Source organism: Shewanella sp. SM68, from assembly GCF_025653925.1.
GTDB lineage: Bacteria > Pseudomonadota > Gammaproteobacteria > Enterobacterales > Shewanellaceae > Shewanella > Shewanella oncorhynchi.
Window position 1 is genome coordinate 1 of the sequence record NZ_JAKKRU010000016.1, and the last position, 25,125, is coordinate 25,125.

Genomic DNA, 25,125 nt, shown 5'->3' on the forward strand with positions numbered 1-25,125 from the left:
CACACAGATTTCTTGTTTTATCTTGTTAAAGAGCAACTCAATATTCGTAAGAGAACTTGAGTACCACACTGAGCGTCGAACGCTTCCAGTTGGCTAGGGCTGCGTATTCTACGCATTTCCCGTTTCGCGTCAAGGAGTTTTTTTCAACTTCTTGCTGCGATTGAATTAAGTGCTTAAAAGCGACTCAATTCAACCTAACCCGTCAGCTTGCTTTCGCTGTCTGCCGTGTCAGTGGATGCGCATTATAGGGAGATTGAGAAAGTCCGCAACCCCTATTTTTAAGATAATTGTCATTTTCTCACTGTTCGTTGGATATTTGACCTGACCCGCTAGTTTTTAACCTTTATAATGCTAAAAACCACTCAATTAGGGACTTTTCTATGTCAGGGCCACTCAGAACTTACCAAGGTATTCATCCTCAATTAGGCAATAACGTATATGTAGATGAAGCTTCGGTGCTTGTTGGCGATATTGCGTTAGATACTGATGCCAGTATTTGGCCTATGGTGGCGGCGCGTGGTGATGTTAACCATATTCGTATTGGTAAGCGCTCGAACGTACAAGACGGTAGCATATTACATGTGACGCGTAAGTCAGCTGCTCGTCCCGATGGTCATCCACTGATTATTGGTGATGATGTGACTATTGGTCACAAGGCTATGCTTCACGGTTGCAAAGTCGGTAACCGGGTATTAGTGGGCATGGGCGCGATTATTCTCGACGGTGCGATTTTAGAAGATGATGTGATCTTAGGTGCGGGGTCTTTAGTGCCACCGGGCAAGGTATTACAGAGTGGCTATTTATATGTAGGCAGCCCAGTTAAGCAGGCTCGCCCATTAACGCCAGCCGAAATTGCCTTTTTGCCAGAATCTGCCGACAACTATGTCAGACTGAAAAACGAATACTTAGTTGAGTTACAAAACATCTAATCACTTATAGCCAATCTCTTATAGTTAGTCGCTTAGTGCCACTATAGCTATATAAGAAAGGCGGTAGAGACTCATTGAGTCTCTACCGCCTTTTGCTATTCGCTGATTCAGAAAACTATCTGAGTTCGATAAGTTTAGCCTAAGTGTACTGCCCCAAACTCATCAAACTCTTCGGCTTCAATTAAGTCTTCCGCCATTTCTTCGGCATCAAATCTCACCGCATCAAACAATGCCAGCATAGCGGCGGCTTCATTGGCACTCGGCTGTTCAGAGAAATCATTCAGCTCGGCTAACTTATTCACACTGATATAGCACTTGATGTTCATCCCCTGTGACTGCGCGATAAAGCAGACTCGCTTGTGGGCGTCGTCCCAATATTGCAGTTCGGGGAAAAGAATACTTTGATTCATGCTTCCTACTTAGGCTCGGCCATTAGTTTATCCCTCAAAAGATTTAATACCACTTGAGTGTCGGGCTCGATACCTCGCCATAGGGTAAAACTCTTAGCCGCTTGTCCGACTAACATGCCGAGCCCATCAATAACCTTAGCTGCACCTTGAGATAGCGCCCATTGGTTAAACGCGGTGACCGAGGCGCCATACATCATGTCATAACAAACGGTTTGGGTCGTGATGATATGTGCTGGCAAAGGTGGCAACTCGCCCGCAAGACTCGCCGAGGTTGAATTGATGATGACATCGAACTCGCCCACAAGCTCATTCATTTCTACGGCGGTGACTCTATTTGCGAAAGCACCGTTATCCACCGAAGTAAAGATATCGACCAGAAGCTGTGCCTTAGTGTGAGTGCGATTACTGATGATCAGCTGCGCAATTCCCGCATTTAATAACGGCAGAATACAACCGCGCGCCGCACCACCAGCACCAATAAGTAACACGCGCTTATCTTGCAGTCTGCCTAAGTTAGCGATGAGATCGGCCACCAGCCCTAAGCCATCGGTGTTATCACCGCGAATAGTGCCATCGGCCAATAAACTTAAGGTGTTTACCGCGCCAGCAAGCTTGGCCTCTGGGCTGAGACTGTCACACAGCGCAAAAGCTTGCTCCTTAAAAGGCACTGTCACATTCGCGCCCTTGCCGCCCGCATTGAAAAACGCCGTCAGTGAGTCTTCAAAACCATCGACCGGAGCAAGAATGGCTTCATAGGTTAATAACTCTCGGGTGGGCGCGGCAAATTGTCCATGAATGAACGGCGATTTACTGTGGCTAATTGGATTGCCAAACACTGCGTATCTGTCTGTCATAGCGATATTAAATTTTAGGTTCAATGGCTTTGCAGTCTACCGCGCTTTTGAGCCTAGGCAAGACGAATTATGTTCAACTAAATTTCACGTTGGGTTTCACGCTATAATGCGCCATCGGCTCAATACTCTCTATTTTAGTGAACGACTATTCCAATGAACTGGCTTAAAAAGATTTTTAGCAAACACACTCCACCGCAGGATGATCGCGATCCGAGCCAATCTAACGCTTACGACTTAATCGGCGGCGAAAAAGTGATCCGCGCTATCACCAAATGTTTTTATCAGAAGATGGCAAGCTCCGCAGAAACGACAACACTGCTTGCCATTCATAGAGCGCCAATTGCGGAATCAGAGCAGAAGTTGTTCGAATTTTTAAGTGGTTGGCTCGGCGGGCCACAGCTCTACCAGCAGAAATATGGTCATCCCGCATTGCGAGCACGACACATGCATTTCGCCGTCGATGAGGCGATGCGGGATCAATGGCTGTTCTGTATGAAATTTGCGATTGAAGAAAACATTAATAAGCCAGAGCATCGAGCCGCCATCTTTGAGGCGATTTCAACTCTGGCTGATCATATGCGTAATCAATAAAGTGGACATCGCATCCACTTTTTAAGATTAATGGCTAAACCCAGTCGCGGGGTTTGAGGTAGTTATCGTACAAATCTGCCTCTGGGCTTCCCGCCTCTGGTGTATAAGCATATTGCCAACGCACTAATGGCGGCATCGACATTAAGATAGACTCGGTACGGCCGCCCGTCTGTAGGCCAAACAAAGTGCCTCTGTCGTAGACTAAGTTGAACTCAACATAACGACCACGACGATAGAGTTGGAACTGACGCTCACGCTCACCGAATTCAGTCTCTTTACGACGCTCGACAATCGGCGCATAGGCCGTTAAGAAGCCATTACCTACAGCTTGCATAAAGCTAAAGCTTTGCTCGAATCCTGCTTGATTCAAGTCATCGAAAAACAATCCACCCACGCCGCGGGTTTCATTACGATGCGGTAGGAAGAAATACTCATCGCACCATTTCTTATACTTGGGATAAACCTCATCCCCGAAAGGCGCGCAAATATCCTTAGAAGTCTGGTGCCACTCGCGCACATCTTCCTCGAACGGATAATAAGGCGTTAAATCAAAGCCACCACCAAACCACCACACGGGATCGGCACCCTCTTTTTGAGCGATAAAGAAACGCACATTGGCATGAGTCGTTGGGATATAAGGATTATTAGGATGAATCACTAAAGAAACCCCCATAGCTTCAAAACTACGGCCCGCTAACTCAGGGCGATGCGCCGTAGCCGACGCAGGCATAGCAGCGCCAGTCACATGGGAAAAGTTAACCCCAGCTTGCTCGAACACTGCACCTTGGGTTAATACTCGGCTCGTGCCACCACCGCCTTCGGCGCGAGTCCATGAATCAGCGGCAAAGGTCGCCTGGCCATCCAGCGCCTGTAAACCAGCACAAATTCGGTTTTGTAGATCGATTAAAAACGCTTTTACCACTGCAACATCAGGCACACTCATCTTGTTATCCTTATTATTAGTTTGCTCATTGCCCATTTCGTAAAATCTTACCGCTTCGCGCATCGATAATGGTCGAGGGCTGACGTTGCTCACCGAGTTCACCTAATACGAGTGCATCAATTTTACCTGTAAAATCTGCGAGAATTTCATCGGCAGTTAATGCTGGCTCTTCGCCTGCAAGGTTAGCGCTGGTCGACACTAAAGGTTTATTGAGCGCGCGGCACAGGGCTTGCACCCCAGTATGGGCAGATACTCGCACTGCGATAGAGTCAAATTCACCACAGAGGTATTTTGAAACCTGCGCTTTGATTGGCATTACAAAGGTAAAAGGCCCCGGCCACTTGGAAAATGCAAACTCGAGCTGCTCAACAGTTAATTGCGATTCATCAACATAGGCTAAAAGCTGCTGAAAATCACTGGCGACTAAGATCAGTCCTTTTTGCCATGGGCGCTGTTTTACCGCCAATAACTTTTGGATAGCGGTGTCATTATCTGGGTCGCAACCTAGGCCATAAACCGCCTCGGTTGGATAAGCGATAACACCACCGTTAAGCACAATATCTTTTATGTCAGATGGGTGCAGCTGCAACATCTTAGGATCACCTTTTGAGTATTGTCGATTTCAACAATCAAATTATTGGATAAATTCGAATACTGACCGCCCCATCAGCGGTCAGCCGAGGATTATACGCAAGCCACTTTCATCGGCCAAATATTAAGATGCAGGTCACACAATAAACTAAAGTGGTCTTTTGTATTTACAGCTTTTTTGCGGGCATTCTAAACGCATCCCAGCCGCACCTTTACGCTCGACTAAGATCCCAAAACCACAACTAGGGCAAGCTTCAGCAACCGGAGGATAATTCACAATAAACTTACACTTAGGGTAAGCACTGCAGGCATAAAAACTCTTTCCGAAGCGACTAGTTCTGTGCTCAAGCTTACCCGCTTTGCATTCAGGGCAAGGAATTTCAGGCTTATCACTCGCTTGATCCTGTTTTTCAATATGCGTGCAGCTAGGATATTGAGTACACCCGATAAAGATCCCAAATCGACCAGATTTTACCGCCAGCTCGTGGCCGCATTCAGGACATACAGAACCTTCAATCACTTGAGTTTCAATGGATTCGTGTTGCACTAAGGGACGAGTGTAATTACAGCTAGGGTAATTATTACAGCCAATAAAACCGCCGTGCTTACTGTGTTTAACCGATAACTCGCTGCCACATTCAGGGCAAAGTTCGTATTCTTTTTCCAGTGCGTGTTCGTGGGCACTAAATAATTGTTCATCAATCTTAGACATAATCATTCACCACCTGTCGTAGCGCATTAGGATATCAAGCGCAGTGCCATCAAGGAATTTATGGCATCAAAAAAGGAGGTCTTAGCCTCCTTTCTCTCATAATTCATCTTTCACAACGATTAAGAATGCAGTCGGCCTTCGGGCTGTTCGAAGATTAAATCTTCCATTTGCTCATAAGCGGACTCATGACCAGGAGCGTTAAACAACACCATTAAGATAACCCATTTGAGATCTTCTAAAATCAGGGTTGGTTCATCCAACTCCATAACTCTATCGATCACCATTTCACGGGTTTCGACATTCAGCACTTTAACTTGCTCTAAAAACAACAAGAAACCGCGGGATTCTACATCCAGCTTGTCCATTTCGTCCTTCGTATAGATACGAAACGAATGCTGATCGTGATTACAAAGATAAGGTTTATCCCCTTCTTGTAATTCAGCTAAGCGCTCTAACCAAGTTAACGCTTTTAAAATCTCGGATTGATGAAATCCGGCACGAGTGAGTTCCTTGGTTAACTCGTCTTCATCAACTAGTAGTTCAACTTCACTGTGAACATAGTTTTCAAATAGATACATGAGGATATCAAACATGGCTAGCTCCTCTTTACTCTGACGTAACCACCGGGTACTGCTATTACCCAACCTTGCAACTCAAGTTCAAGCATTTGTTCTAACACCAGATCTATCGTTTTTCCACTATGTTCAACGACTGCATCAATTGATGTAGTTTCATAACCTACACTAGCTAACAGAGACGAAAATGGCAAATTACAAATCTCGCCTTGCTGTATATGGTGGCATAACTTCAATTCTTCAAGGTGGAAAGCGGTTAAACTTGCCAACTCTTCCACTATATCGGCAGCGGTTTCCACAAGCTTTGCTCCATCACGTAATAAATCATGGCAGCCTTGATGGTAACCACCTAAGATTGAGCCCGGAACGGCAAACACCTCACGCCCTTGTTCCATCGCCAACCTAGCAGTGATTAAAGAGCCGCTTTTGCGACAGGCTTCAACCACAAGAGTACCTAAAGATAGACCGCTAATAATGCGATTTCGTTTCGGAAAATTACCCGCAAAGGGACCAGTATCAGGCCAAAACTCGCTAAGTATACAGCCTTGCCGCTGAATATCATGATAAAGCTGTCGATGTTTTCGTGGATAAATGATCTCTATGCCCGTTCCTAGTACGGCAATAGTGCGCCCTTGATGGTCAACACAGGCTTTATGGGCCGCCCCATCAATCCCCATCGCCATGCCACTACAGATACCAAATCCCATTGAGGACATCTCAGCAGCCAGTTGGTAAGCGACCTGTAATCCCCCAGGAGAAGCATTACGACTGCCAACAATAGCAAGATAAGGAAGGGCTAACGCCTCTAAGCAACCTTTAACAAACAGGACGGCGGGCGGATCTGAGAGTTGTTTTAATAATGGTGGATAAAACGGATCAGAGAAACAAAGCAGATGATGATCGGCGGCTTGCTGTTGCCATTCGAGGGCGACATCCACTTTTTGATAATCAATAACAAGGCTATGGAGCAGATGATCAGATAAAGGTAGCGCTTGTCTCTCATGCTCTAACCTTTGTCTGAGGTCGTCCACTTCCATGTGCGTTAATAATTGTTGGATCCGAGCGGGTCCTAGCCCAGATACAGCACAAACAACTAACCAATCGACCAAATTTTCAGAGATTATAGACCTCTTAAGGCTAAAGATTCTGGGGCGATTAACTTATCGTCGACACGAACAGGCCGCTCGGTGGAGACAATCAAACCTAAGCTCGCCTTATCAAACACTTTAAACACTAACAACTTACCATGATAAACATCCGGCATCTTAACTGCACGATCCGAAGAGACTGACGCCATTAGGTTATCATAGGCAGTACGTTCAATTGCAGGAACCGGCATACCATCATTGTTGATAACAATAACCTCACCATCACGGTAAATAGAAAATACCACCCCAGGCTCGACGCCATCCTGAGTACCTTTATCTAAGTACACGACATTCAACTTACCCGCTTCACGCAAATTTGATTCTGTCGCTAACACTAAAGCCGGTATCTTTAATTCCGCAGGTTTAGGAGTAAAGTAAGCTGACATCAAGGAATCACTTTCCATCGGCAATACTCTGAAGCCCGCTTTGGTTTCACGAAAGCTCGTTAGCAACTTAATTTTTGAAACCTTACCAGACTCAATCACTTGACCAGTAGACGACAAAATGGCTTCTTGTCCTAACGCTTCGCCTGACTCTTTATTGAAAAACTCGCGACCGCGTTCGTAAATACCATACTTTTGGTTTATTGGCAGTTCAGCATCAATATAAATCACATCACCCACAATATGGTGACGCGATGGGCTTTCACCTGCCAGCACCATAGGTTGCTCAGTAAGCCAGTGAGTCTCGACGACCCGATTCTGCACTAAATATTGTTCAATCAAGGCTAAATCAACGGCTGGAATAGCATTACTCTTAGCAATGACACGTCCCTCGGGACTCTTTTTTACATGGGGTTTAGCACTATCGACAGTAGCACCATTACGCACAAGGCGGGGCTGACCATCAATAAATACCAGAGTGAGTTGATCGCCAGGGTAAATAAGGTGGGGATTAGCAATTTGTGGGTTTACATCCCAAAGACTTGGCCATTTCCATGGGTCATTCAGAAACGCGGCGGAGATATCCCAAAGAGTATCGCCCTTTTTCACTACATATGACTCAGGATGCCCCGCCTTAAGCGTCAGGGTATCTGCGGCAACAAACGTGCAATTGAATGTCATTAACGCGAGTAAAATTAACCGTTTCATGGGTATTTCCATGTTGTTTAACTCTTAGTTTGAGCTTTTACTGTTATTGGTAGGCACTAAAGATTAAAATTAACTCATTAGCATCAGTCAGTATAACTAACTGGCAGAGATTTGACAGACTTGTTAAGAGTTTATGTATGACACTATTAAAAGTATTACAATTCCCTGACGAAAGATTACGAACACAAGCCACACCCATCACAGAGTTTAATGCCGAGCTGCAGACTCAAATTGATGATATGTTCGAAACCATGTACCAAGAAAAAGGTATCGGTCTGGCCGCGACCCAAGTTGATTACCATAAACAACTTATTGTCATGGACTTACAGGATGAAGTCGAACGACCCAAAGTGTTTATAAACCCCGAAATTATCGCCAGCAGCGGTGACTTCTGCAATGAAGAAGGTTGCCTGTCGGTTCCGGGGATTTACGCCAAAGTCGATCGCGCCGAATTTGTCACGGTAAAAGCCTTAGACAGGCACGGTAACGAATTTATAGTTGAGGCCGATGAGTTATTTGCCATTTGTATTCAACACGAAATGGATCACCTCAAAGGCAAATTGTTTGTCGATTATTTGTCGCCGCTAAAACGTCAGCGGATCAAACAAAAACTTGAAAAAGCCGCCCGATTGGACGCCAAAGAAGCATAGGATCAGATTTGAAACCACTCAACATCATCTTTGCCGGAACACCGGATTTTGCCGCTCGCCACTTACAAGCACTTTTAAACTCACACCATAATGTGATTGGCGTTTACACTCAGCCCGATAGACCCGCTGGCCGCGGCAAGAAACTGACCGCCAGCCCAGTAAAAGAACTTGCTATCGCCAATAGTATTCCAGTGTTTCAACCCGGCTCATTACGTAAAGAACCCGCACAACAAGAACTTGCCGCACTCAACGCCGATATTATGGTGGTAGTTGCCTACGGTCTGATCTTGCCAAAAGTCGTGTTAGATACACCGCGTTTAGGTTGTATTAACGTTCATGGTTCTATTTTGCCACGCTGGCGCGGTGCCGCACCGATCCAACGCGCACTTTGGGCCGGCGACAAAGAAACCGGCGTGACCGTTATGCAGATGGATGTGGGTTTAGATACTGGTGACATGCTGCTTAAAACCTATCTGCCGATCGAAGATAACGACACGTCAGCCAGCCTTTACGAGAAACTGGCAGAACAAGGTCCCGTTGCCCTATTGCAAGCCCTCGAGGGTTTAGCAAACGGTACCTTAGCCGCTGAAAAACAAGATGAAGCCTTAGCGAACTACGCAGAAAAACTCAGCAAAGAAGAAGCCAGGCTCGACTGGAATAAATCCGCTAAACAGTTATGGCAAGAAGTCCGTGCCTTTAATCCTTGGCCTGTGAGTTACTTTGAGCACCAAGGTAACACTATTAAAGTGTGGCAAACCCAAGTCAGCGAAACCACCAGCACAGCTGCTCCGGGCACTATTATCAGCGCCAGCAAAAAAGGCATAGAAGTCGCTACTGCCGACGGCGTGTTAACCCTGCTGAGTATGCAGCTGCCAGGGAAAAAGCCGCTCAATGTTGCCGATATTCTCAATGCTCGAGGTGAATGGTTTAGCCCGAATACTCGCCTCGCAAATGAGGCACAATAGTATGAACTTGCGCGCGCTGGCTGCGAAAGCCATCTTCGAAGTATTAGAAAAAGGCGTGTCACTCTCAGTGGCACTGCCCGATCAACAAAAGCACCTTGCCAGCGGCAAAGATAAAGCCCTACTCGCCGAGATCTGTTACGGCGTGATGCGCACTCTGCCGCAAATAGAGAAACGCATCAGTGAATGCCTAGCGAAACCACTCAAAGGTAAGCAAAGGATTATCCACCAGCTGCTGATCATAGGTTGCTATCAACTTTACTTCACTCGCATTCCAAGCCACGCCGCGATTTCAGAAACCGCCGAAGCCTGTCGCCAGTTAAAATTTGAAGGCATGGTCAAGGTCGTTAATGGTGTACTGCGCAACATTCAGCGCCAGCTATCGCCGCTAAGCACAGAATCAGATACCTTAAGCTATAACACACCCGCTTGGTTAATTAAGCGCTTAAAAGAAGCCTATCCCGAGCAGTGGCAAGACATCATTCAACAAAGCCATGAACGCCCGCCCATGTGGCTGCGTAACAATCGCTTATCCCAGAGCCGTGCCGAATACCTCGCTGCCCTAGCCGAAATCGACATTGAAGCGAGCGAAGGCAACAGTGCCGATGCCATTCTCCTAGCGCATCCAAAGGATGTCGCCACACTGCCATACTTTCATGAAGGTGCTGCATCAGTGCAAGATGGCGCGGCACAATGGGCGGCGACATTACTTGCCCCGCAAGCGAATGAATTAATACTCGATGCCTGCGCGGCACCCGGTGGCAAAAGTTGTCACTTACTCGAACTTGAGCCGAGTATCAAATTAGTCGCTGTTGATTTTGATGCTAAACGCCTTGAACGTGTGCAACAGAACCTTGACCGCTTATCATTAAAAGCGGAGCTTATCCATGGTGATGCGGCCAACATAGACTCATGGTGGCAAGGCGGACAATTTGATCGTATCTTACTGGACGCGCCTTGCTCGGCCACGGGAGTGATCCGCCGCCATCCCGATATTAAATGGTTGCGAAAAAACCATGACATTGAAGAATTGGCTGAACTTCAACAGCAAATTCTCGATCATTGCTGGAAGTGGCTAAAACCCGGTGGCACGCTTCTTTATGCCACTTGTTCGATTTTACCGCAGGAAAACCGCGACCAGATCAGTGCGTTTTTAGATAGAACGGTAGATGCTAAACTAGACACACTTGTCCAGCAAAATTCGCCACAGGATATAGGTTGGCAAATCACGCCAGGACAAGACAATATGGATGGGTTTTATTATGCCCGTTTATTGAAAGCGACTGATTAGGAAGTAAGCAAGGCCATGAAAATTATCATATTAGGTGCGGGTCAAGTTGGGGGAACCTTGGCCGAAAATTTGGTGGGTGAGAACAATGACATCACCATTGTCGATTATGACAAATCCAGATTACGCGCCCTGCAAGATAAATATGACCTTCGCGTCGTAGCGGGCCATGCCGCTCACCCTGATGTTCTCAGAGAAGCAGGCGCAGAAGATGCCGACATGCTTATCGCCGTAACCAATAGTGATGAATGCAATATGGCTGCCTGCCAGATTGCCTATACCCTTTTTGGTACGCCGACTAAAATTGCCCGTATCCGCTCAGAACCGTATTTGGCGATGCGCGATAAACTCTTTATCGACAGTGAAACCAAAAATAGCGATGGTCGTCCCCGTGGCGGCTTCGTGATCGATGAATTAATCGCCCCTGAACAGTTAGTGACCGCTTACATCCAGCGACTCGTAGAATATCCAGGCGCATTGCAAGTGCTTGAATTTGCGGAAGGCCGGTTGAGCCTAGTGGCTGTTCGAGCCTATTACGGCGGCCCACTGGTGGGGAATGCATTAGCGGCACTTCGCGAACACATGCCCAATATTGATACCCGGGTCGCGGCGATCTTCCGCCAAGGCCGCGCTATTATGCCTCGCGGAACGACCATTATCGAAGCCGATGATGAAGTCTTCTTCGTTGCAGACAGTCGCCACATTCGTGCTGTCATGAGCGAAATGCAAAAGCTCGATAACTCCTACCGCAACATTATGATCGCCGGTGGCGGTAACATAGGCCTAGGTTTAGCAAAACGCCTTGAGCGCACCCACTCGGTCAAACTGATTGAGCATAAATTAGAACGTGCAGAAGCCTTATCGGAGCAGCTGGAAAATACCACAGTGTTCTGCGGTGATGCCTCAGATCAAGAATTACTGCTCGAAGAACACATAGACCAAACTGACGTATTTATTGCGGTCACCAATGACGACGAAGCCAATATTATGTCCGCCCTGCTAGCAAAACGTATGGGCGCGAAAAAGGTCATGGTGCTTATTCAACGCGAAGCCTATGTGGATATAGTGCAAGAAGCCAACATCGATATTGCAATATCACCACAACAAGCGACGATTTCGGCACTATTAACTCATATTCGTCAGGGTGATATCTGTAACGTTTACTCTTTACGTCGTGGGGCGGCCGAGGCAATTGAAGCCATTGCCCACGGAGATGCCAGCACTTCTAAAGTCGTTGGCAAAGCCATTGGTGATATTAAGTTGCCACCGGGGACAACGATTGGCGCTATTGTCCGCAATGATGAAGTGCTGATGGCCCACGACAAAACCGTGATAGAGCAAGGAGATCACGTGATCTTGTTCTTAGTGAATAAAAAGTTTGTCGGCGAAGTCGAGAAGCTTTTCCAACCAAGTGCTTTCTTCTTCTAAGAACCTTAGTAAGCCAACTTATGCTGAACTTTAGACCGCTATTGTTTATTTTAGGGCTGTTTTTGTCCATGCTGACAGCTTTCATGCTGATCCCACTGCTCCTCGCCGCATACAAAGGAGAGGAAACTGTGGGCTCTTTTATGGTGTCGGCATTAGTCACAGGCATTAGCTCAAGCCTGTGTTTACACAATGGCCAGAGCAAAAGCATTAACCTCAATATCCGCGATATGTTCCTACTAACCAGCCTAACGTGGTTGATCGTAAGCCTATTCGCGGCCATGCCATTTACCCTTTATCACGGTATTGGTTATACCGACGCCTTCTTTGAAACCATGTCCGGCATCACGACCACAGGTTCTACTGTACTCTCAGGGTTGGATACTATGGATCACAGTATCTTAATCTGGCGCTCTTTATTGCAATGGCTAGGTGGGATTGGTTTTATCGTAATGGCGGTGGCGATTCTACCCTTCTTAAACGTCGGCGGGATGCGGCTATTCCGCACTGAATCATCCGATTGGAGCGATAAAGCCGTGCCGCGCACCCAAAGCATGGCTAAGTATTTATTCTTTATATATATTTTACTAACGAGTATCTGCTGTGTTGCCTATCATCTGGCGGGAATGACTTGGTTTCAGGCCATCAATCATGCAATGACCACCCTCTCGACTGGTGGCTACTCGACCTCAGATAGCTCAATGGCGGCGTTCTCCAACTCTGCACACTGGGTTGGGATTTTCTTTATGGCAGCAGGTGGCTTGCCACTACTCATGTTTGTACAAACCATACAGCAAAGGGATCTACGGATTTGGAACGATGCTCAGGTCAAAGGCTTCTTATTTTTCCTCACATTTGTATCTTGTTCTATTGGCTTCTGGCTGTGGCAAACCCGCGACATTGAGCTTCTAGATGCACTGCGTTTATCCAGCTTTAACGTGGTATCGGTAGTCACCACTACAGGTTATGGCTTAACGGACTACGGTGCTTGGGGCGCCTTTGCCAATATCGCCTTCCTGTTTTTAATGTTTGTCGGTAGTTGCTCTGGTTCCACTTCGGGCGGGATTAAGATCTTCCGTTTTCAAATTGCTGGGGCCATTATGCGCGAGCAATTGAAACAGCAATGTCATCCAAACGGTATCTTTAGGGAACGTTACAACAACCGCATCATCAGTGATGATATCGTCCGATCTCTGATCACTTTCGTCCTGCTGTTTGTGATGGTGATTGTAGGCTTGTCAGTGATTTTAGTGCTCACGGGTCTCGATCCTATGACCAGTTTCACGGGCGCGATTACGGCAGTCACTAACGTGGGCCCTGGTTTAGGCCCGATTATTGGACCTGTAGGTAACTTCTCAACGCTACCCGATGTCGCTAAATGGGCGTTGTCACTCGGCATGCTCCTCGGTCGTTTAGAAATCTTAACCGTGGCGGTGTTGTTTCACCCGAGTTTCTGGAAGTACTAATTCAGTAGAGCTTGAATACTAAAAAGGCGCTTAACTTGTTAAGCGCCTTTTTTATTAAGCTGTTGCAGTAACGTCAGCTAATTCCAACAGATGATCAGCATAAACATTCACATCTGCCCAGTCGGTATAATCGATAACTGACTTAGGATCAGTTGGACCCTTAGTCATCTTCATAATCAACTGAATCGCCAATCTGTCATACCAAGGCCATGAAGGATAATCCACTTTGCCCGCAATAATTTTAAGATCAGCAGGCGTCCATGGCGATAACGCAATGAACTTTTGCAGATATTTATTATTTGCAGGGATACGTTTTTCAGGATTTCTCGCCACAACATTGACGCAGAAAAAACTGTTTGGCAATGCGCCCAGAGCCTGTGCATGCTGCTCAATAAATTGAAAAACGCTCTTATCATAGGTGCCATAGAGCACGCAGGCACCTAAGGCAACGACATCATAATCAGGCCAATTAATACAAGTCGCGGCAGCACTGTTGATATCGATGAGGTCAACCTTAGCGTCACGAAATCTTAATTGCTCGGCAATTGCACTGGCAATCTTGGCCGTATGGCCACCACGGGTAAAATAAAGTACGAGGACGCGTGTCATAGGCAATTCCCGATCCACTGAGTAATACCACCATTGTGGCAAGGTTACGTTAAATAAACCTCTGATAGGATCACAAATCAGTCGTATCTCATATTCTGAGATGCAAAAATTGAGATCTGCATTGCCGAGCAGTATGATTGCGTAAACACATGTGTTCAATTAGAATTATCTAATCAAAAGCGATAAAGTGAGTGACCTTATGCAAAATGATATAGATGTAGATGCAATGGTAACTAATGCGGAAAGTGCGGCTAAATGGCTCAAGGCCATAGCGAACCCTTATCGCCTAATGATTTTATGTCTATTACTAGACAAAGAGTTGAGCGTAACCGAGCTCAACGCCACAGTGCCATTAAGCCAGTCGGCCCTATCCCAGCATTTAGCCGTATTACGCGCAGAAGATCTCGTGGATACCCGTAAGAGCTCGCAGATTGTTTACTATAAACTCAAGAACGAGCAAGTCACCCAAGTGATTTCAATTCTGCATAGCCGCTACTGCGCGGCCTAACACTGCAAAATTAGCCTAAATTTAAGCCCTAACCTCTTGCAAGTGATTAGGGCTTAATGGTTTTCAATGTTGGCTAAAACGGTTACCGAAGGCATCGACTTTTGCCCAATCGGTAAACTCAAAAGTGCCTGTGATATCCGTTGGCCCTTTAGTCAACCACATGATAAAACGTATCATGGTCCGGTCGAAGAAACCGTATTTAGGGTAATCAATCTTGCCCGCAAACACTTCTAACTGCTGGGGTTGCCACAGTGAAAGCTTGAGAAACTTTTGCATATAAGGATTGGTTTCAGGCGTATTTTTTAAGGGTTTGCGCGCTACTACGTTAACGGTAAAAAAACCATTAATCTTAGTATCTAGCACTGCATGGTGGCGATTCACATACTGATAAAGCTCTGGTCTATGTTTACCATAACGAATACTGGCACCAATCAGCACTTTATCAAAATCCACTAAGCTCAACGCTTCCGCCTGCTCTAATGTGGCGAGCGAAACCTGCTCTCCCGCCTGTTCAACAATCGTCTTCATTTTTTGGCAAATTGCCAATGTTTGGCCATCTATCGTCGAATAGATTATTAACGTCTGCATGATTAATTCTTCCAAAAAGTTGGCGTAAACAAAATCAGTAAGGTAAATACTTCGAGGCGACCAAACAGCATAGCCACGACCAATACCCACTTGGCTCCATCACCAATACTGGCATAATTGCTCGCTACCTCACCTAAACCTGGGCCTAGGTTGTTTAAGCATGCCGCCGTGGCACTAAAAGCCGTAATATCATCTAATCCCATCGCCATGAGTGCAAGCATACAAATCACAAACACCAGCGCATAGGCAGAAAAGAATCCCCAAACAGCATCAACCACGCGGTCGGGTAAGGCTTTAGAGCCAATCCTAATCGAAAACATTGCCTTAGGGTGAACGAGTCGTTTCAATTCACGGGAACCCTGTAACAGCAGTAAAATTACTCGAATGACCTTAATCCCACCCGCAGTTGAGCCACCACAGCCACCGATAAAACTCGAAAACATTAATAGTATGGGTAAAAACAATGGCCACAGATGGAAGCTATCAGTGCCAAATCCAGCCGTAGTGGCAACTGAAACTGCCTGAAATAAAGCATGATCTAAGGTTTCTTCTGGCGAATCATAAATACCAGAACGATAAAGTGTGAAGAAACAAATCGCTGTGAGAATAAGTTGAATCGCCACCAGCATCTTAAATTCAGCATCTTTAAAATAGACTCTAACGTTAATCCCACGTCGTGAAAATGCCGCAAAATGCACGCTAAAGTTAACCGCAGAAACAATTAAAAAGAACACACAAATAAGGTTAATAGTAGGACTATCGAAATAGCCCATGCTGGCATCGTGGGTCGAAAAACCTCCGATGGCTATGGTCGAAAATGAATGACAAATGGCGTCAAAAATACTCATGCCCGCCCACCAATAAGCCGTCGCACAGGAAATCGTTAGCAGTAAATAGATATACCACAGTGCTTTAGCAGTTTCGGCTATCCGCGGGGTCATCTTACTGTCTTTCACTGGCCCCGGAATTTCTGCGCGATAAAGCTGCATTCCTCCCACACCGAGCACAGGTAAAATAGCCACTGCGAGCACAATAATCCCCATGCCGCCAAGCCATTGCAGCATATGGCGGTAAAACAAAATGGCCTTAGGTAGGAAATCGAGCCCGACAATGACAGTGGCTCCGGTGGTGGTTAACGCTGAAAAAGATTCAAAGAAGCTGTCTGTCCAGCTTAAGTCTGGCTGACTCGAAAAGATAAACGGCAAGGCACCAATAGAACCCAGTACAGTCCAGAACAGCACGACAATCAGGAAGCCCTCTCGCGTACGCAATTCTTCTTTGCAGTGGCGGTTTGGATACCAGAGCCAAAAACCAATAAATAGGCTAACAAAAAATGCCTGCATAAACGCCGTGCCGCCGCCATCGTTATACCAAACAGCGATCAGTGCTGGTGGCAGCATAGTGATTGAAAATAAACCAATCAGCAGGCCTATGATTCTAATTATGGTTTTATATTGCATTACGCGAGTTCAATTATTCCATTGGCTGTAAAGGTATTTTCAGCATTTGGGCTATTTTGGCATAATTTACGCAGGCATCACAGCTCAAACTCGGGCCTCAAACTTCCTTGACTCAGTGTCGCCAGTGACTCACAAAGCCATGCCTGTTGCTCTCGCCCTATCTCAAACACAATATCGACCGCTGCGGCAAATTGCTTATCGATGATCACGGCATCCACTTGCTGTAATAGATGCTCGACATCGCGCAGCTGCGCATAATCACAATGCAACTTGGCGGGATACCGTAACTGTTTGAGTCGCGTCGGTAATTGAATCAAGCCTTGCCTTAAGCCCGACGTATAAGCCCGAACGAGTCCACCTACGCCTAGCTTAGTACCGCCATAGTAACGCACGACAACGGCGCCAACTTCGCCAATATGTGCCCCTTGCAACACAGCTAACATAGGGCGGCCTGCACTGCCAGCGGGCTCACCGTCATCACTCGAACCAATTAAGACGCTATCATCCGGTGCGCCAGCAACAAAAGCTGAGCAATAGTGGCTTGCGCCGGGATAGTCACGCTTTATGTCAGTAAGTACTAACTTTAATTTATCGACACTATCGCAATGAAAAAGAAAAGAGATAAAGCGACTATGCTTTATCTCTTCTTCAATGACGATTTCATCACAGGGAACGTTATAACTTTCGAGCACAAATTCGCCCTAATCTATTTTCAAACATCAATCGGCTAAGCCGAGCTCACGGGTCATGTTCTCGTTTCTGTCTTGATGCACTATGACGTTATCTTCGATACGAATACCGCCAAAAGGCCTTAACTCATCAACCGTTTGCCAGTTGATCTGTTGGCCACGACTATCTTGTTTAAGCTCATTGAGCAAAGTATCTATGATGTATAACCCAGGTTCCATAGTCAGCACTTGGTTTGGCGCTAAAATGCGGGTGCAGCGCAAGAATGGGTGGGCCTCGGGTGCCGCGATATGGGTACCGCGCTCATCGTGGGAGAAGCCACCCACATCATGTACTTGTAAACCTAACATGTGGCCTAAACCATGGGGGAAGAAAGCACTGGTAATGCCTTCTTCAACCAAACCTTGGGCATCACCCGTGGCTAAATCAAAATCCAATAGCATTTGCGCTACTTTAGCGTGAGTCGCTAAGTGTAAATCAGGATAACGAACGCCGGGGCGCATCATGTCGATGAGCTCCAGCTGCGCCTTATTCATCGCAGCGATCAACTCATCGAAACGATTCTTCTCGAATGCATAGGTTCTAGTGATATCAGACGCATAACCAAAGTAGCTCGCACCCGCATCGATAAGAAAAGACAAACGTTTCGCAGGACTTTGATGCTCGAGCGCGGTGTAATGCAAAATCGCCGCATTTTGATTAAGAGCGATAATATTGCCGTAGGGCACTTCATTTTCGCTCTGGCCAACTGCAGATAAATAGTGCTGCTGGATCTCGAACTCGCTCGCACCATTATAAAAGGCATTTTTAGCAGCCAAATGTCCCTGCACCGCAATTTGGTTGGCGCGGCGCATACATTCTAGCTCATATTCAGTTTTAGTGGTTCTGTGGTAATGCAAATAGCTCATCACAGCATCGGGGTTGCGACTGGTAAAACCCAGCACTTCGGCTACATCTAAATGCTCACCCAAATAAGCCCAATTAACTGTGTCTTTGGGTAACAGCTCAGCGACCTTATCGGCCTTAGTTAACAGCTTAATATCAAAATGCTCGGTCCAGAACATATCCGGCACATCGGATACTTTGTGCCAAAAATCCACAGGACGATAAAAAATCAGCTGCGGCTTATCGCGACCATTGACGACTAACCAGCAATTCGGATTATCTAACACTGGCAACCATGCCTTGAAGTGCGGGTTTGCTTTAAAGGGATAATTGATATCATCCAAAAACATCCGATGCGGCTGACCCGAATGGATCACTAAACCAGACAAGGCTTCTCGAGACAAAATCTCTGCGACTCGGCGGTTTAACTCGGCAATATGGGCACGATAGTGATGAGCCAACTGATCCATTTGTCATCTCCTGCAATGAATAAAAGTTAATATTATGAGCCAAATTTGCCCACATAATCTTAATCTGATCATGAACAACAGATTCAATCAAAACGTTAAACTGTCACTCAATCTAAAATACATGGCTGCTGAATAAAGAACATTAAAGCGATAACATCATGATTATTTTTAATAATTCTATTCAACCCTAGCATGGCTACAGCGTTTAAACGTCTAAGGAAAACAGCCACAAAGACCTATTTATCCGCAAAGTGATTTAACGCATTCTAGGTGTTCTACACTCTTTGCAGTGTATCACAAAGGTGAAAAATCACTCTAGCCGACAAGAAATTAAACAGTCGTTTAAATTGGGTGTTGTAATTTATCGAATTTCGAAGCACACTGGCACACAACTGGTCAAATGATGGCCGAAGCTGCTGTGAGATAGAGAGTCGTACTAGCACCAACACATAATGGTGGGTATCACTTCTAAGCCAAAAGGAAGCAAGCAATGATCTACCAAAGTCCTACAATTCAAGTTGAGTTACTCGAGGATAATATTGCCAAGCTGTGCTTTAACGCACCCGGTTCGGTGAACAAATTCGACAGAGAAACCCTCGCTTCGCTCGATGCCGCATTAGACAGCATCAAGCAAAATTCCAATATCAAAGCGTTAGTGCTGACCTCAAGTAAAGATACCTTTATTGTGGGTGCCGACATTACCGAATTTTTAGGCCTATTCGCACAAGATGACGCCGTACTGCTCTCTTGGGTTGAACAAGCCAACGCTGTCTTCAACAAACTCGAAGACTTACCTTTCCCAACAGCATCTGCAATCAAAGGCTTTGCCTTAGGTGGCGGCTGTGAAACCATTCTGGCAACGGATTTTCGTATCGCAGATACCACAGCCAAAATCGGTTTACCTGAAACTAAACTCGGCATCATCCCAGGCTTTGGCGGCACAGTTCGTCTGCCACGTGTGATTGGTGCAGATAACGCACTTGAATGGATCACCACAGGTAACGACCAACGCGCTGAAGATGCACTGAAAGTCGGTGCTGTGGATGCTGTGGTTGCGCCAGAAGCATTAGAAGCGGCTGCGATTCAAATGCTCAAAGATGCTGTTGCTGAAAAGTTAGATTGGCAAGCGCGTCGTAACCGCAAGCTGTCTGCCCTAACGCTGCCAAAACTCGAAGCTATGATGTCATTCACCACTGCTAAAGGCATGGTGTTTGCTGTTGCGGGTAAACACTACCCAGCACCAATGGCCGCAGTAAGCGTGATTGAGCAAGCATCGACTAAAGGCCGCACCGAAGCACTGCAAATCGAGCATCAAGCCTTTATCAAACTGGCTAAAACTGACGTTGCTAAAGCGCTTATCGGTATCTTCCTTAATGATCAATTCGTTAAAGGCAAAGCGAAAAAAGCGGGTAAATTAGCCAAAGAAGTGAAAAACGCTGCCGTATTAGGTGCTGGCATTATGGGCGGCGGTATCGCCTACCAAAGCGCCAGCAAAGGCACACCGATTGTCATGAAAGACATTGCCCAGCCAGCATTAGATTTAGGCCTCAATGAAGCCGCCAAACTGCTGTCTGCCCAAGTTGCTCGTGGTCGTTCAACGCCAGAAAAAATGGCCAAAGTGCTGAACAACATCACGCCTTCATTAGATTATGCTGCGCTCAAACACAGTGATGTCGTCGTTGAAGCCGTTGTTGAACATCCAAAAATTAAAGCACAGGTTTTAGCCGAAGTTGAAGGCTATGTGAGTGAAGATGCAATTATCGCGTCAAACACCTCAACGATTTCAATCAACTTGCTCGCTAAGAGCATGAAGAAACCTGAGCGTTTCTGCGGTATGCATTTCTTCAACCCAGTGCACAAAATGCCGTTGGTAGAAGTTATCCGTGGTGAGCACAGTTCTGAAGAAACCATCGCCTCTGTTGTGGCTTACGCCAGCAAAATGGGCAAAACCCCAATCGTGGTAAACGATTGCCCAGGCTTCTTCGTTAACCGCGTACTCTTCCCTTACTTTGCAGGCTTTAATGGCTTACTTGCCGAAGGTGGCGACTTTACTGCAATCGACAAGGTAATGGAAAAACAATTCGGTTGGCCAATGGGCCCTGCTTACCTGCTCGACGTAGTGGGTTTAGACACAGGTCATCACGCCCAAGCCGTTATGGCTGAAGGTTTCCCTGATCGAATGGGTAAATCAGGCACTGATGCGATTGATGTGATGTTTGAGAACAAACGTCTTGGCCAGAAAAATGGCAAAGGTTTCTATGTCTATTCAGTCGATAGCCGTGGTAAACCGAAGAAAGATGTCGATCCTACGAGCTACGGCCTATTGAAAGCGGCCTTTGGCGACTTAAAAGCCTTTGAAGCCGATGACATTATTGCCCGTACTATGATCCCTATGATCATCGAAACCGTGCGCTGTTTAGAAGAAGGCATTGTCGCATCACCTGCCGAAGCGGATATGGGCCTGGTTTATGGCTTAGGTTTCCCGCCATTCAGAGGCGGCGTGTTCCGTTACTTGGATACCATGGGTGTCGCAAACTTTGTGGCCTTAGCAGACAAATATGCTCACTTGGGCGGTCTGTATCAAGTCACAGATGCGATGCGTACATTAGCAGCCAATAACGGTAGCTACTACCAAGCCTAATTAGCGGGAAAGGAATTTAATCATGAAACAAGCTGTTATCGTAGACTGCATTCGTACTCCGATGGGCCGCTCAAAGGCTGGCGTATTTCGTAATGTACGTGCAGAAACTCTGTCTGCCGAATTGATGAAAGGTCTGTTGCTGCGTAATCCGCAACTCGACCCAAACCTAATTGAAGACGTGATTTGGGGTTGTGTGCAACAAACCCTAGAGCAAGGCTTCAATATTGCCCGTAATGCTTCACTATTAGCCGGCATTCCAAAGACCGCTGGCGCTGTGACGGTTAACCGCCTATGTGGTTCGTCAATGGATGCTATCCATCAAGCTGCGCGGGCGATTATGACTGGCATGGGCGACACCTTTATTATTGGTGGCGTAGAGCACATGGGCCACGTGCCTATGAGCCATGGTGTCGACTTCCACCCAGGTCTTGCTAATAACGTGGCAAAAGCCTCTGGCATGATGGGGTTAACTGCTGAAATGCTGGGTAAACTGCACGGTATTACCCGTGAACAGCAAGATGCTTTTGCAGTACGTTCTCATCAACGTGCTTATGCTGCGACGATTGAAGGCCGTTTTGCCAAGGAAATCTATGGCATTGAAGGTCACGATGCTAACGGTGCCTTAATTAAAGTACTGCAAGACGAAGTGATCCGCCCAGAAACTACTATGGAATCTCTAGCAGCACTGCGTCCGGTATTTGATCCAGTTAACGGTACTGTCACTGCGGGTACTTCTTCAGCACTGTCTGATGGCGCTTCAGCCATGCTGATCATGGAAGAATCTAAAGCGCGCGCACTTGGCTTACCAATTCGTGCACGTATTCGCTCTATGGCGGTTGCGGGTTGTGATGCGGCTATCATGGGTTACGGCCCTGTTCCAGCCACGCAAAAAGCGCTGGCTCGTGCCGGTATCACAGTTGCCGATTTAGATGTGATTGAACTGAACGAAGCGTTTGCAGCTCAGTCTTTACCTTGTGTGAAAGATTTAGGCTTAGCGGATGTGGTTGACGACAAAATCAACCTCAACGGCGGCGCGATTGCACTAGGTCACCCACTGGGTTGTTCAGGTGCGCGTATCTCTACGACGCTGATCAACTTGATGGAAGACAAAGACGCGACCTTAGGTTTAGCGACCATGTGTATTGGTTTAGGCCAAGGTATCGCCACTGTGTTCGAACGTGTTTAATTCGTTAATCGAATAATTATCAAAGCCGGAACTTGTTCCGGTTTTTTTTATGCCAAATCTTCTGCCATCGTAAATATTAATATTTCTCATTTCTTCTGCTGTTCATTTGAAAATCAGTCCGTTATCGACTTAACTACAAGGGCATTACTGGCTATTGTGGGCGACAACAGGCAAGCAATCATCAGCCAAATCTAGGCAGTGTAGTGCAAGGATGCAATTCGTTGTTTTACCAGAGGAATGCCTGATGCTACAAACGGAACAGACCCTTTTCGAACAAATGCGGATCACTGAGCTGGAGATCGAGTCTCGTAAAGCGCTCTTCTCTTTTACTGGGGGAGATGTAAAGGCCCTGCAATCCTTTAAGCCTATCATCGAAGAAAACATCGATAAAATCGTCGATGACTTTTACGGCTTACAAACCAGTGTGTCAGAAATTGCGCTCTTGATTGGAGACTCAGACACCCTTGCCCGCCTGCGTACCGCACAGAGAAGATATGTGATTGATTTATTTAATGGTGTTTATGATCTTGAGTACGTAAACAATCGCCTGCGGATTGGTTTAGTCCATAAACGAATTGGTGTTGAGCCCAAACTTTACCTGTCTGCGGTGCACACACTCAAGGAGTTGATCTATGCCGTGATCAACGGCTCAGTACAAGATGTACGTCAAGCCGAACGTATTCGAGCCGCAATTGATAAACTCGTGCTGTTTGATGTCACACTAGTATTCGATACTTATATTCGCAGTTTAGTCTCCGAGATTGAGAACGCTAAAGATAAGGCCGAGAAATATGCCCAAAGCATGGAAAGCAAAGTCAAAGAGCGGACCCAGCAGTTAGAAGAACTGTCGCAAACCGATCCCTTAACAGGTTTGCTCAACGTAAGGCACTTACAAGAAACCGCAACTCGCATACTCAGAGCTGCCCAAAGACGCGCCGAGCCTGTATGTGTCATCTACTTAGATGTAGATGATTTTAAATTATTTAATGACACTCAAGGCCATAGATCAGGTGATGAAGTACTTTGTGCTGTCGCAAAAGCGATTAAAGAAACCACTCGTGCTGAAGATCATTGTTTTCGATATGGTGGAGATGAGTTCTGTATCATCATGCCTAACTGTCGTGAGGAACAAGCTCGCGACAATTTCATCACTCGGTTTAATCAAAAAATAAAACTCAGTCTAAACAATATTTCCTTAAGCTTTGGCATTACAGATACTGGCCCCTATGAATATGAAGAAGCCAATAGCTTAATTCATAAAGCCGATCAAAAAATGTATAGCTACAAACGGGCGTCCAAATTGCAGCAACAAACTATGGCGGCAGCAAATGATTTAGCACCAGAGAATAGTACAGCTGTCATCCATCCAATCTCTCAATCTCAAAGCGCTGCTGATAAAGCCGTTGAGTAATGTTAATTACCATAAGCCATAAGTTTGTTCCACGTGGAACATTTTATCTCTAGCTTTGGTAACGACAAAAAGCACACCAATCAAACCACATCACAAATTGCGACCGCCAACTTGGTTTATCATGGGGGCTAGAGTAACATTAGCTAATTCTGCTTAACCGTTCAGTAGAGGTAATATGAACGACGCTTTCTCAACCGCACAGCATAGACTCGATGCACTTGGCTTACGTTGCCCAGAACCTGTAATGATGGTGCGTAAAACGGTAAGACAAATGGCTGCTGGCGAGACACTGCTGATCATTGCCGATGACCCTGCAACGACACGCGATATTCCAAGCTTCTGTGAGTTTATGGATCACACCCTTATCGCCAGCGAAACGGCTCAGCCGCCATACCAATATTTGATCAAAAAAGGACTTTAAGTCGTATCGTTTTAGCGACTTAATCATTAAAAAAGGATGTGAGAAACTATGCCAAAACTGCTGGCAATTGCCTATAAAACTGTAAAGCGCGGCCCAATGAATGAGGTTCTCTGTGCCAATGTCACCCAGTTAAATGGTGTAGAGAAAGATGTATTTGGTCGTCCTGGCAAACGCCAAGTCACTGTGCTTTCCAAACTACAATGGCAACAAGCCTGTCGTGCTATCGAGGCAGAATTGCCTTGGACGACTCGCAGAGCAAATCTGCTCGTTGATGGTCTGGTATTTAGCAGTGCAGATGTTGGTAAACATTTACAGATTGGTGAGTTACTACTTGAAATTACAGGTGAGACCGATCCCTGTAAAAAAATGGAAATTGCACATGTCGGTTTAGAAGCCGCACTCACCCCAGATTGGCGAGGAGGTGTTACATGCAGGGTATTAAATGATGCCATGATCCACCTAGGTGATGAGATAGCAATTTTCTTTCCTCGCTAATCCAATCAGCCTATCTCAGCTAGTTCTCCATATTCCTCTATAAATAGAACCAAATAACTTGGTTCTATTTCTGTTGTCCCAATCCTAATATAAATATCAGCTTTCTAGCTCGAACATCAATTGAAACAG

The 25,125-nt window shown here is 46.1% G+C and carries 26 protein-coding genes; 13 read left to right on the forward strand and 13 right to left on the reverse strand.

The features are described from left to right. The first annotated feature begins 380 nt into the window (after positions 1-380). Entirely contained in the window at positions 381-929 is a 549-nt protein-coding gene (locus L5M40_RS20120) for a gamma carbonic anhydrase family protein (protein ID WP_168827558.1), read from the forward strand. Between the two features lie 134 nt (positions 930-1,063). On the opposite strand, the gene L5M40_RS20125 is transcribed toward L5M40_RS20120, so the two are convergent. Continuing rightward, positions 1,064-1,339 carry a DUF1488 domain-containing protein gene (locus tag L5M40_RS20125; protein WP_113941387.1) on the reverse strand — a complete coding sequence of 92 codons (276 nt, stop codon included), beginning with the start codon at positions 1,337-1,339 and terminating at the stop codon, positions 1,064-1,066. 5 nt (positions 1,340-1,344) lie between these two features. Next, positions 1,345-2,193 (reverse strand): shikimate dehydrogenase, encoded by an 849-nt coding sequence (gene aroE, locus L5M40_RS20130; RefSeq protein ID WP_263176979.1) that lies wholly within the window; start codon positions 2,191-2,193, stop codon positions 1,345-1,347. Between the two features lie 153 nt (positions 2,194-2,346). Here aroE and L5M40_RS20135 point away from each other — a divergent pair, with 153 nt between their 5' ends. After that, positions 2,347-2,784: a group II truncated hemoglobin gene (locus L5M40_RS20135; RefSeq protein ID WP_173248522.1), complete on the forward strand. Its 438-nt coding sequence runs from the start codon at positions 2,347-2,349 to the stop codon at positions 2,782-2,784. Between the two features lie 34 nt (positions 2,785-2,818). On the opposite strand, the gene hemF is transcribed toward L5M40_RS20135, so the two are convergent. The 6 genes from hemF to L5M40_RS20165 form a co-directional block, all read right to left on the reverse strand. Then, complete coding sequence (gene hemF, locus L5M40_RS20140) at positions 2,819-3,727, reverse strand: oxygen-dependent coproporphyrinogen oxidase (RefSeq protein WP_131524495.1); 909 nt, start codon at positions 3,725-3,727, stop codon at positions 2,819-2,821. 25 nt (positions 3,728-3,752) lie between these two features. Beyond that, positions 3,753-4,319 (reverse strand): L-threonylcarbamoyladenylate synthase, encoded by a 567-nt coding sequence (locus L5M40_RS20145; protein WP_263176962.1) that lies wholly within the window; start codon positions 4,317-4,319, stop codon positions 3,753-3,755. A 147-nt stretch (positions 4,320-4,466) separates the two neighbouring features. Next, positions 4,467-5,030, reverse strand: coding sequence for a type I DNA topoisomerase (locus L5M40_RS20150; protein WP_173248520.1), 564 nt, complete (start codon positions 5,028-5,030; stop codon positions 4,467-4,469). 119 nt (positions 5,031-5,149) lie between these two features. Next, positions 5,150-5,623 (reverse strand): DUF494 family protein, encoded by a 474-nt coding sequence (locus tag L5M40_RS20155; protein ID WP_006083793.1) that lies wholly within the window; start codon positions 5,621-5,623, stop codon positions 5,150-5,152. Positions 5,624-5,625: 2 nt separating this feature from the next. Then, positions 5,626-6,642, reverse strand: a complete 1,017-nt coding sequence (dprA, locus tag L5M40_RS20160; RefSeq protein ID WP_263176963.1) for a DNA-processing protein DprA — start codon at positions 6,640-6,642, stop codon at positions 5,626-5,628. An 83-nt stretch (positions 6,643-6,725) separates the two neighbouring features. Continuing rightward, positions 6,726-7,856 carry a LysM peptidoglycan-binding domain-containing protein gene (locus L5M40_RS20165; protein WP_105250830.1) on the reverse strand — a complete coding sequence of 377 codons (1,131 nt, stop codon included), beginning with the start codon at positions 7,854-7,856 and terminating at the stop codon, positions 6,726-6,728. 125 nt (positions 7,857-7,981) lie between these two features. Between L5M40_RS20165 and def the strand changes: the two genes are divergently transcribed. Genes def through L5M40_RS20190 form a run of 5 tightly spaced genes read left to right on the forward strand, consistent with a single transcriptional unit; the run spans position 7,982 to position 13,635 of the window. Further along, positions 7,982-8,494, forward strand: a complete 513-nt coding sequence (gene def, locus L5M40_RS20170) for a peptide deformylase (protein ID WP_206766142.1) — start codon at positions 7,982-7,984, stop codon at positions 8,492-8,494. Positions 8,495-8,502: 8 nt separating this feature from the next. Beyond that, on the forward strand, positions 8,503-9,459 hold the full coding sequence (gene fmt, locus L5M40_RS20175; RefSeq protein ID WP_263176964.1) for a methionyl-tRNA formyltransferase: 957 nt from the start codon (positions 8,503-8,505) through the stop codon (positions 9,457-9,459). A 1-nt stretch (position 9,460) separates the two neighbouring features. Then, positions 9,461-10,747, forward strand: a complete 1,287-nt coding sequence (gene rsmB, locus L5M40_RS20180) for a 16S rRNA (cytosine(967)-C(5))-methyltransferase RsmB (protein ID WP_263176965.1) — start codon at positions 9,461-9,463, stop codon at positions 10,745-10,747. A 15-nt stretch (positions 10,748-10,762) separates the two neighbouring features. Further along, complete coding sequence (gene trkA / locus L5M40_RS20185; RefSeq protein ID WP_105250826.1) at positions 10,763-12,172, forward strand: Trk system potassium transporter TrkA; 1,410 nt, start codon at positions 10,763-10,765, stop codon at positions 12,170-12,172. Between the two features lie 20 nt (positions 12,173-12,192). Further along, positions 12,193-13,635: a TrkH family potassium uptake protein gene (locus L5M40_RS20190; RefSeq protein WP_113941395.1), complete on the forward strand. Its 1,443-nt coding sequence runs from the start codon at positions 12,193-12,195 to the stop codon at positions 13,633-13,635. Between the two features lie 54 nt (positions 13,636-13,689). Here L5M40_RS20190 and hemG (L5M40_RS20195) read toward each other — a convergent pair whose 3' ends face one another. After that, positions 13,690-14,244 carry a menaquinone-dependent protoporphyrinogen IX dehydrogenase gene (gene hemG, locus L5M40_RS20195; protein ID WP_263174260.1) on the reverse strand — a complete coding sequence of 185 codons (555 nt, stop codon included), beginning with the start codon at positions 14,242-14,244 and terminating at the stop codon, positions 13,690-13,692. A 199-nt stretch (positions 14,245-14,443) separates the two neighbouring features. Here hemG (L5M40_RS20195) and L5M40_RS20200 point away from each other — a divergent pair, with 199 nt between their 5' ends. Then, a complete protein-coding gene (locus tag L5M40_RS20200) occupies positions 14,444-14,752 on the forward strand; it encodes an ArsR/SmtB family transcription factor (RefSeq protein ID WP_105250823.1) in 309 nt (102 codons plus the stop codon). 63 nt (positions 14,753-14,815) lie between these two features. Here the strand turns inward: L5M40_RS20200 and hemG (L5M40_RS20205) are convergent, their stop codons facing one another. From hemG (L5M40_RS20205) to pepQ, 4 genes are all read right to left on the reverse strand, one after another. Beyond that, positions 14,816-15,340, reverse strand: coding sequence for a menaquinone-dependent protoporphyrinogen IX dehydrogenase (hemG, locus tag L5M40_RS20205; protein ID WP_263176966.1), 525 nt, complete (start codon positions 15,338-15,340; stop codon positions 14,816-14,818). Positions 15,341-15,342: 2 nt separating this feature from the next. Beyond that, positions 15,343-16,800 (reverse strand): TrkH family potassium uptake protein, encoded by a 1,458-nt coding sequence (locus L5M40_RS20210; protein WP_105250821.1) that lies wholly within the window; start codon positions 16,798-16,800, stop codon positions 15,343-15,345. A 77-nt stretch (positions 16,801-16,877) separates the two neighbouring features. Continuing rightward, positions 16,878-17,492: a YigZ family protein gene (locus L5M40_RS20215; RefSeq protein ID WP_105250820.1), complete on the reverse strand. Its 615-nt coding sequence runs from the start codon at positions 17,490-17,492 to the stop codon at positions 16,878-16,880. A gap of 27 nt (positions 17,493-17,519) precedes the next feature. After that, positions 17,520-18,842 (reverse strand): Xaa-Pro dipeptidase, encoded by a 1,323-nt coding sequence (gene pepQ, locus L5M40_RS20220; RefSeq protein WP_014609504.1) that lies wholly within the window; start codon positions 18,840-18,842, stop codon positions 17,520-17,522. Between the two features lie 490 nt (positions 18,843-19,332). Here pepQ and fadB point away from each other — a divergent pair, with 490 nt between their 5' ends. The 5 genes from fadB to L5M40_RS20245 all read left to right on the forward strand — a co-directional run bounded on the left by fadB (position 19,333) and on the right by L5M40_RS20245 (position 24,996). Further along, the gene (gene fadB / locus L5M40_RS20225; RefSeq protein WP_263257150.1) at positions 19,333-21,483 is read left to right on the forward strand and encodes a fatty acid oxidation complex subunit alpha FadB; all 2,151 of its coding nucleotides are present in this window, start codon (positions 19,333-19,335) and stop codon (positions 21,481-21,483) included. A gap of 22 nt (positions 21,484-21,505) precedes the next feature. Continuing rightward, positions 21,506-22,669, forward strand: a complete 1,164-nt coding sequence (gene fadA / locus L5M40_RS20230; protein ID WP_014609502.1) for an acetyl-CoA C-acyltransferase FadA — start codon at positions 21,506-21,508, stop codon at positions 22,667-22,669. 244 nt (positions 22,670-22,913) lie between these two features. Further along, entirely contained in the window at positions 22,914-24,080 is a 1,167-nt protein-coding gene (locus L5M40_RS20235) for a diguanylate cyclase domain-containing protein (protein ID WP_263176968.1), read from the forward strand. Positions 24,081-24,255: 175 nt separating this feature from the next. Beyond that, positions 24,256-24,501: a sulfurtransferase TusA gene (tusA, locus tag L5M40_RS20240; RefSeq protein ID WP_173496110.1), complete on the forward strand. Its 246-nt coding sequence runs from the start codon at positions 24,256-24,258 to the stop codon at positions 24,499-24,501. A 48-nt stretch (positions 24,502-24,549) separates the two neighbouring features. Continuing rightward, positions 24,550-24,996 (forward strand): MOSC domain-containing protein, encoded by a 447-nt coding sequence (locus L5M40_RS20245; protein ID WP_113941403.1) that lies wholly within the window; start codon positions 24,550-24,552, stop codon positions 24,994-24,996. The last annotated feature ends 129 nt before the right edge of the window (positions 24,997-25,125 follow it).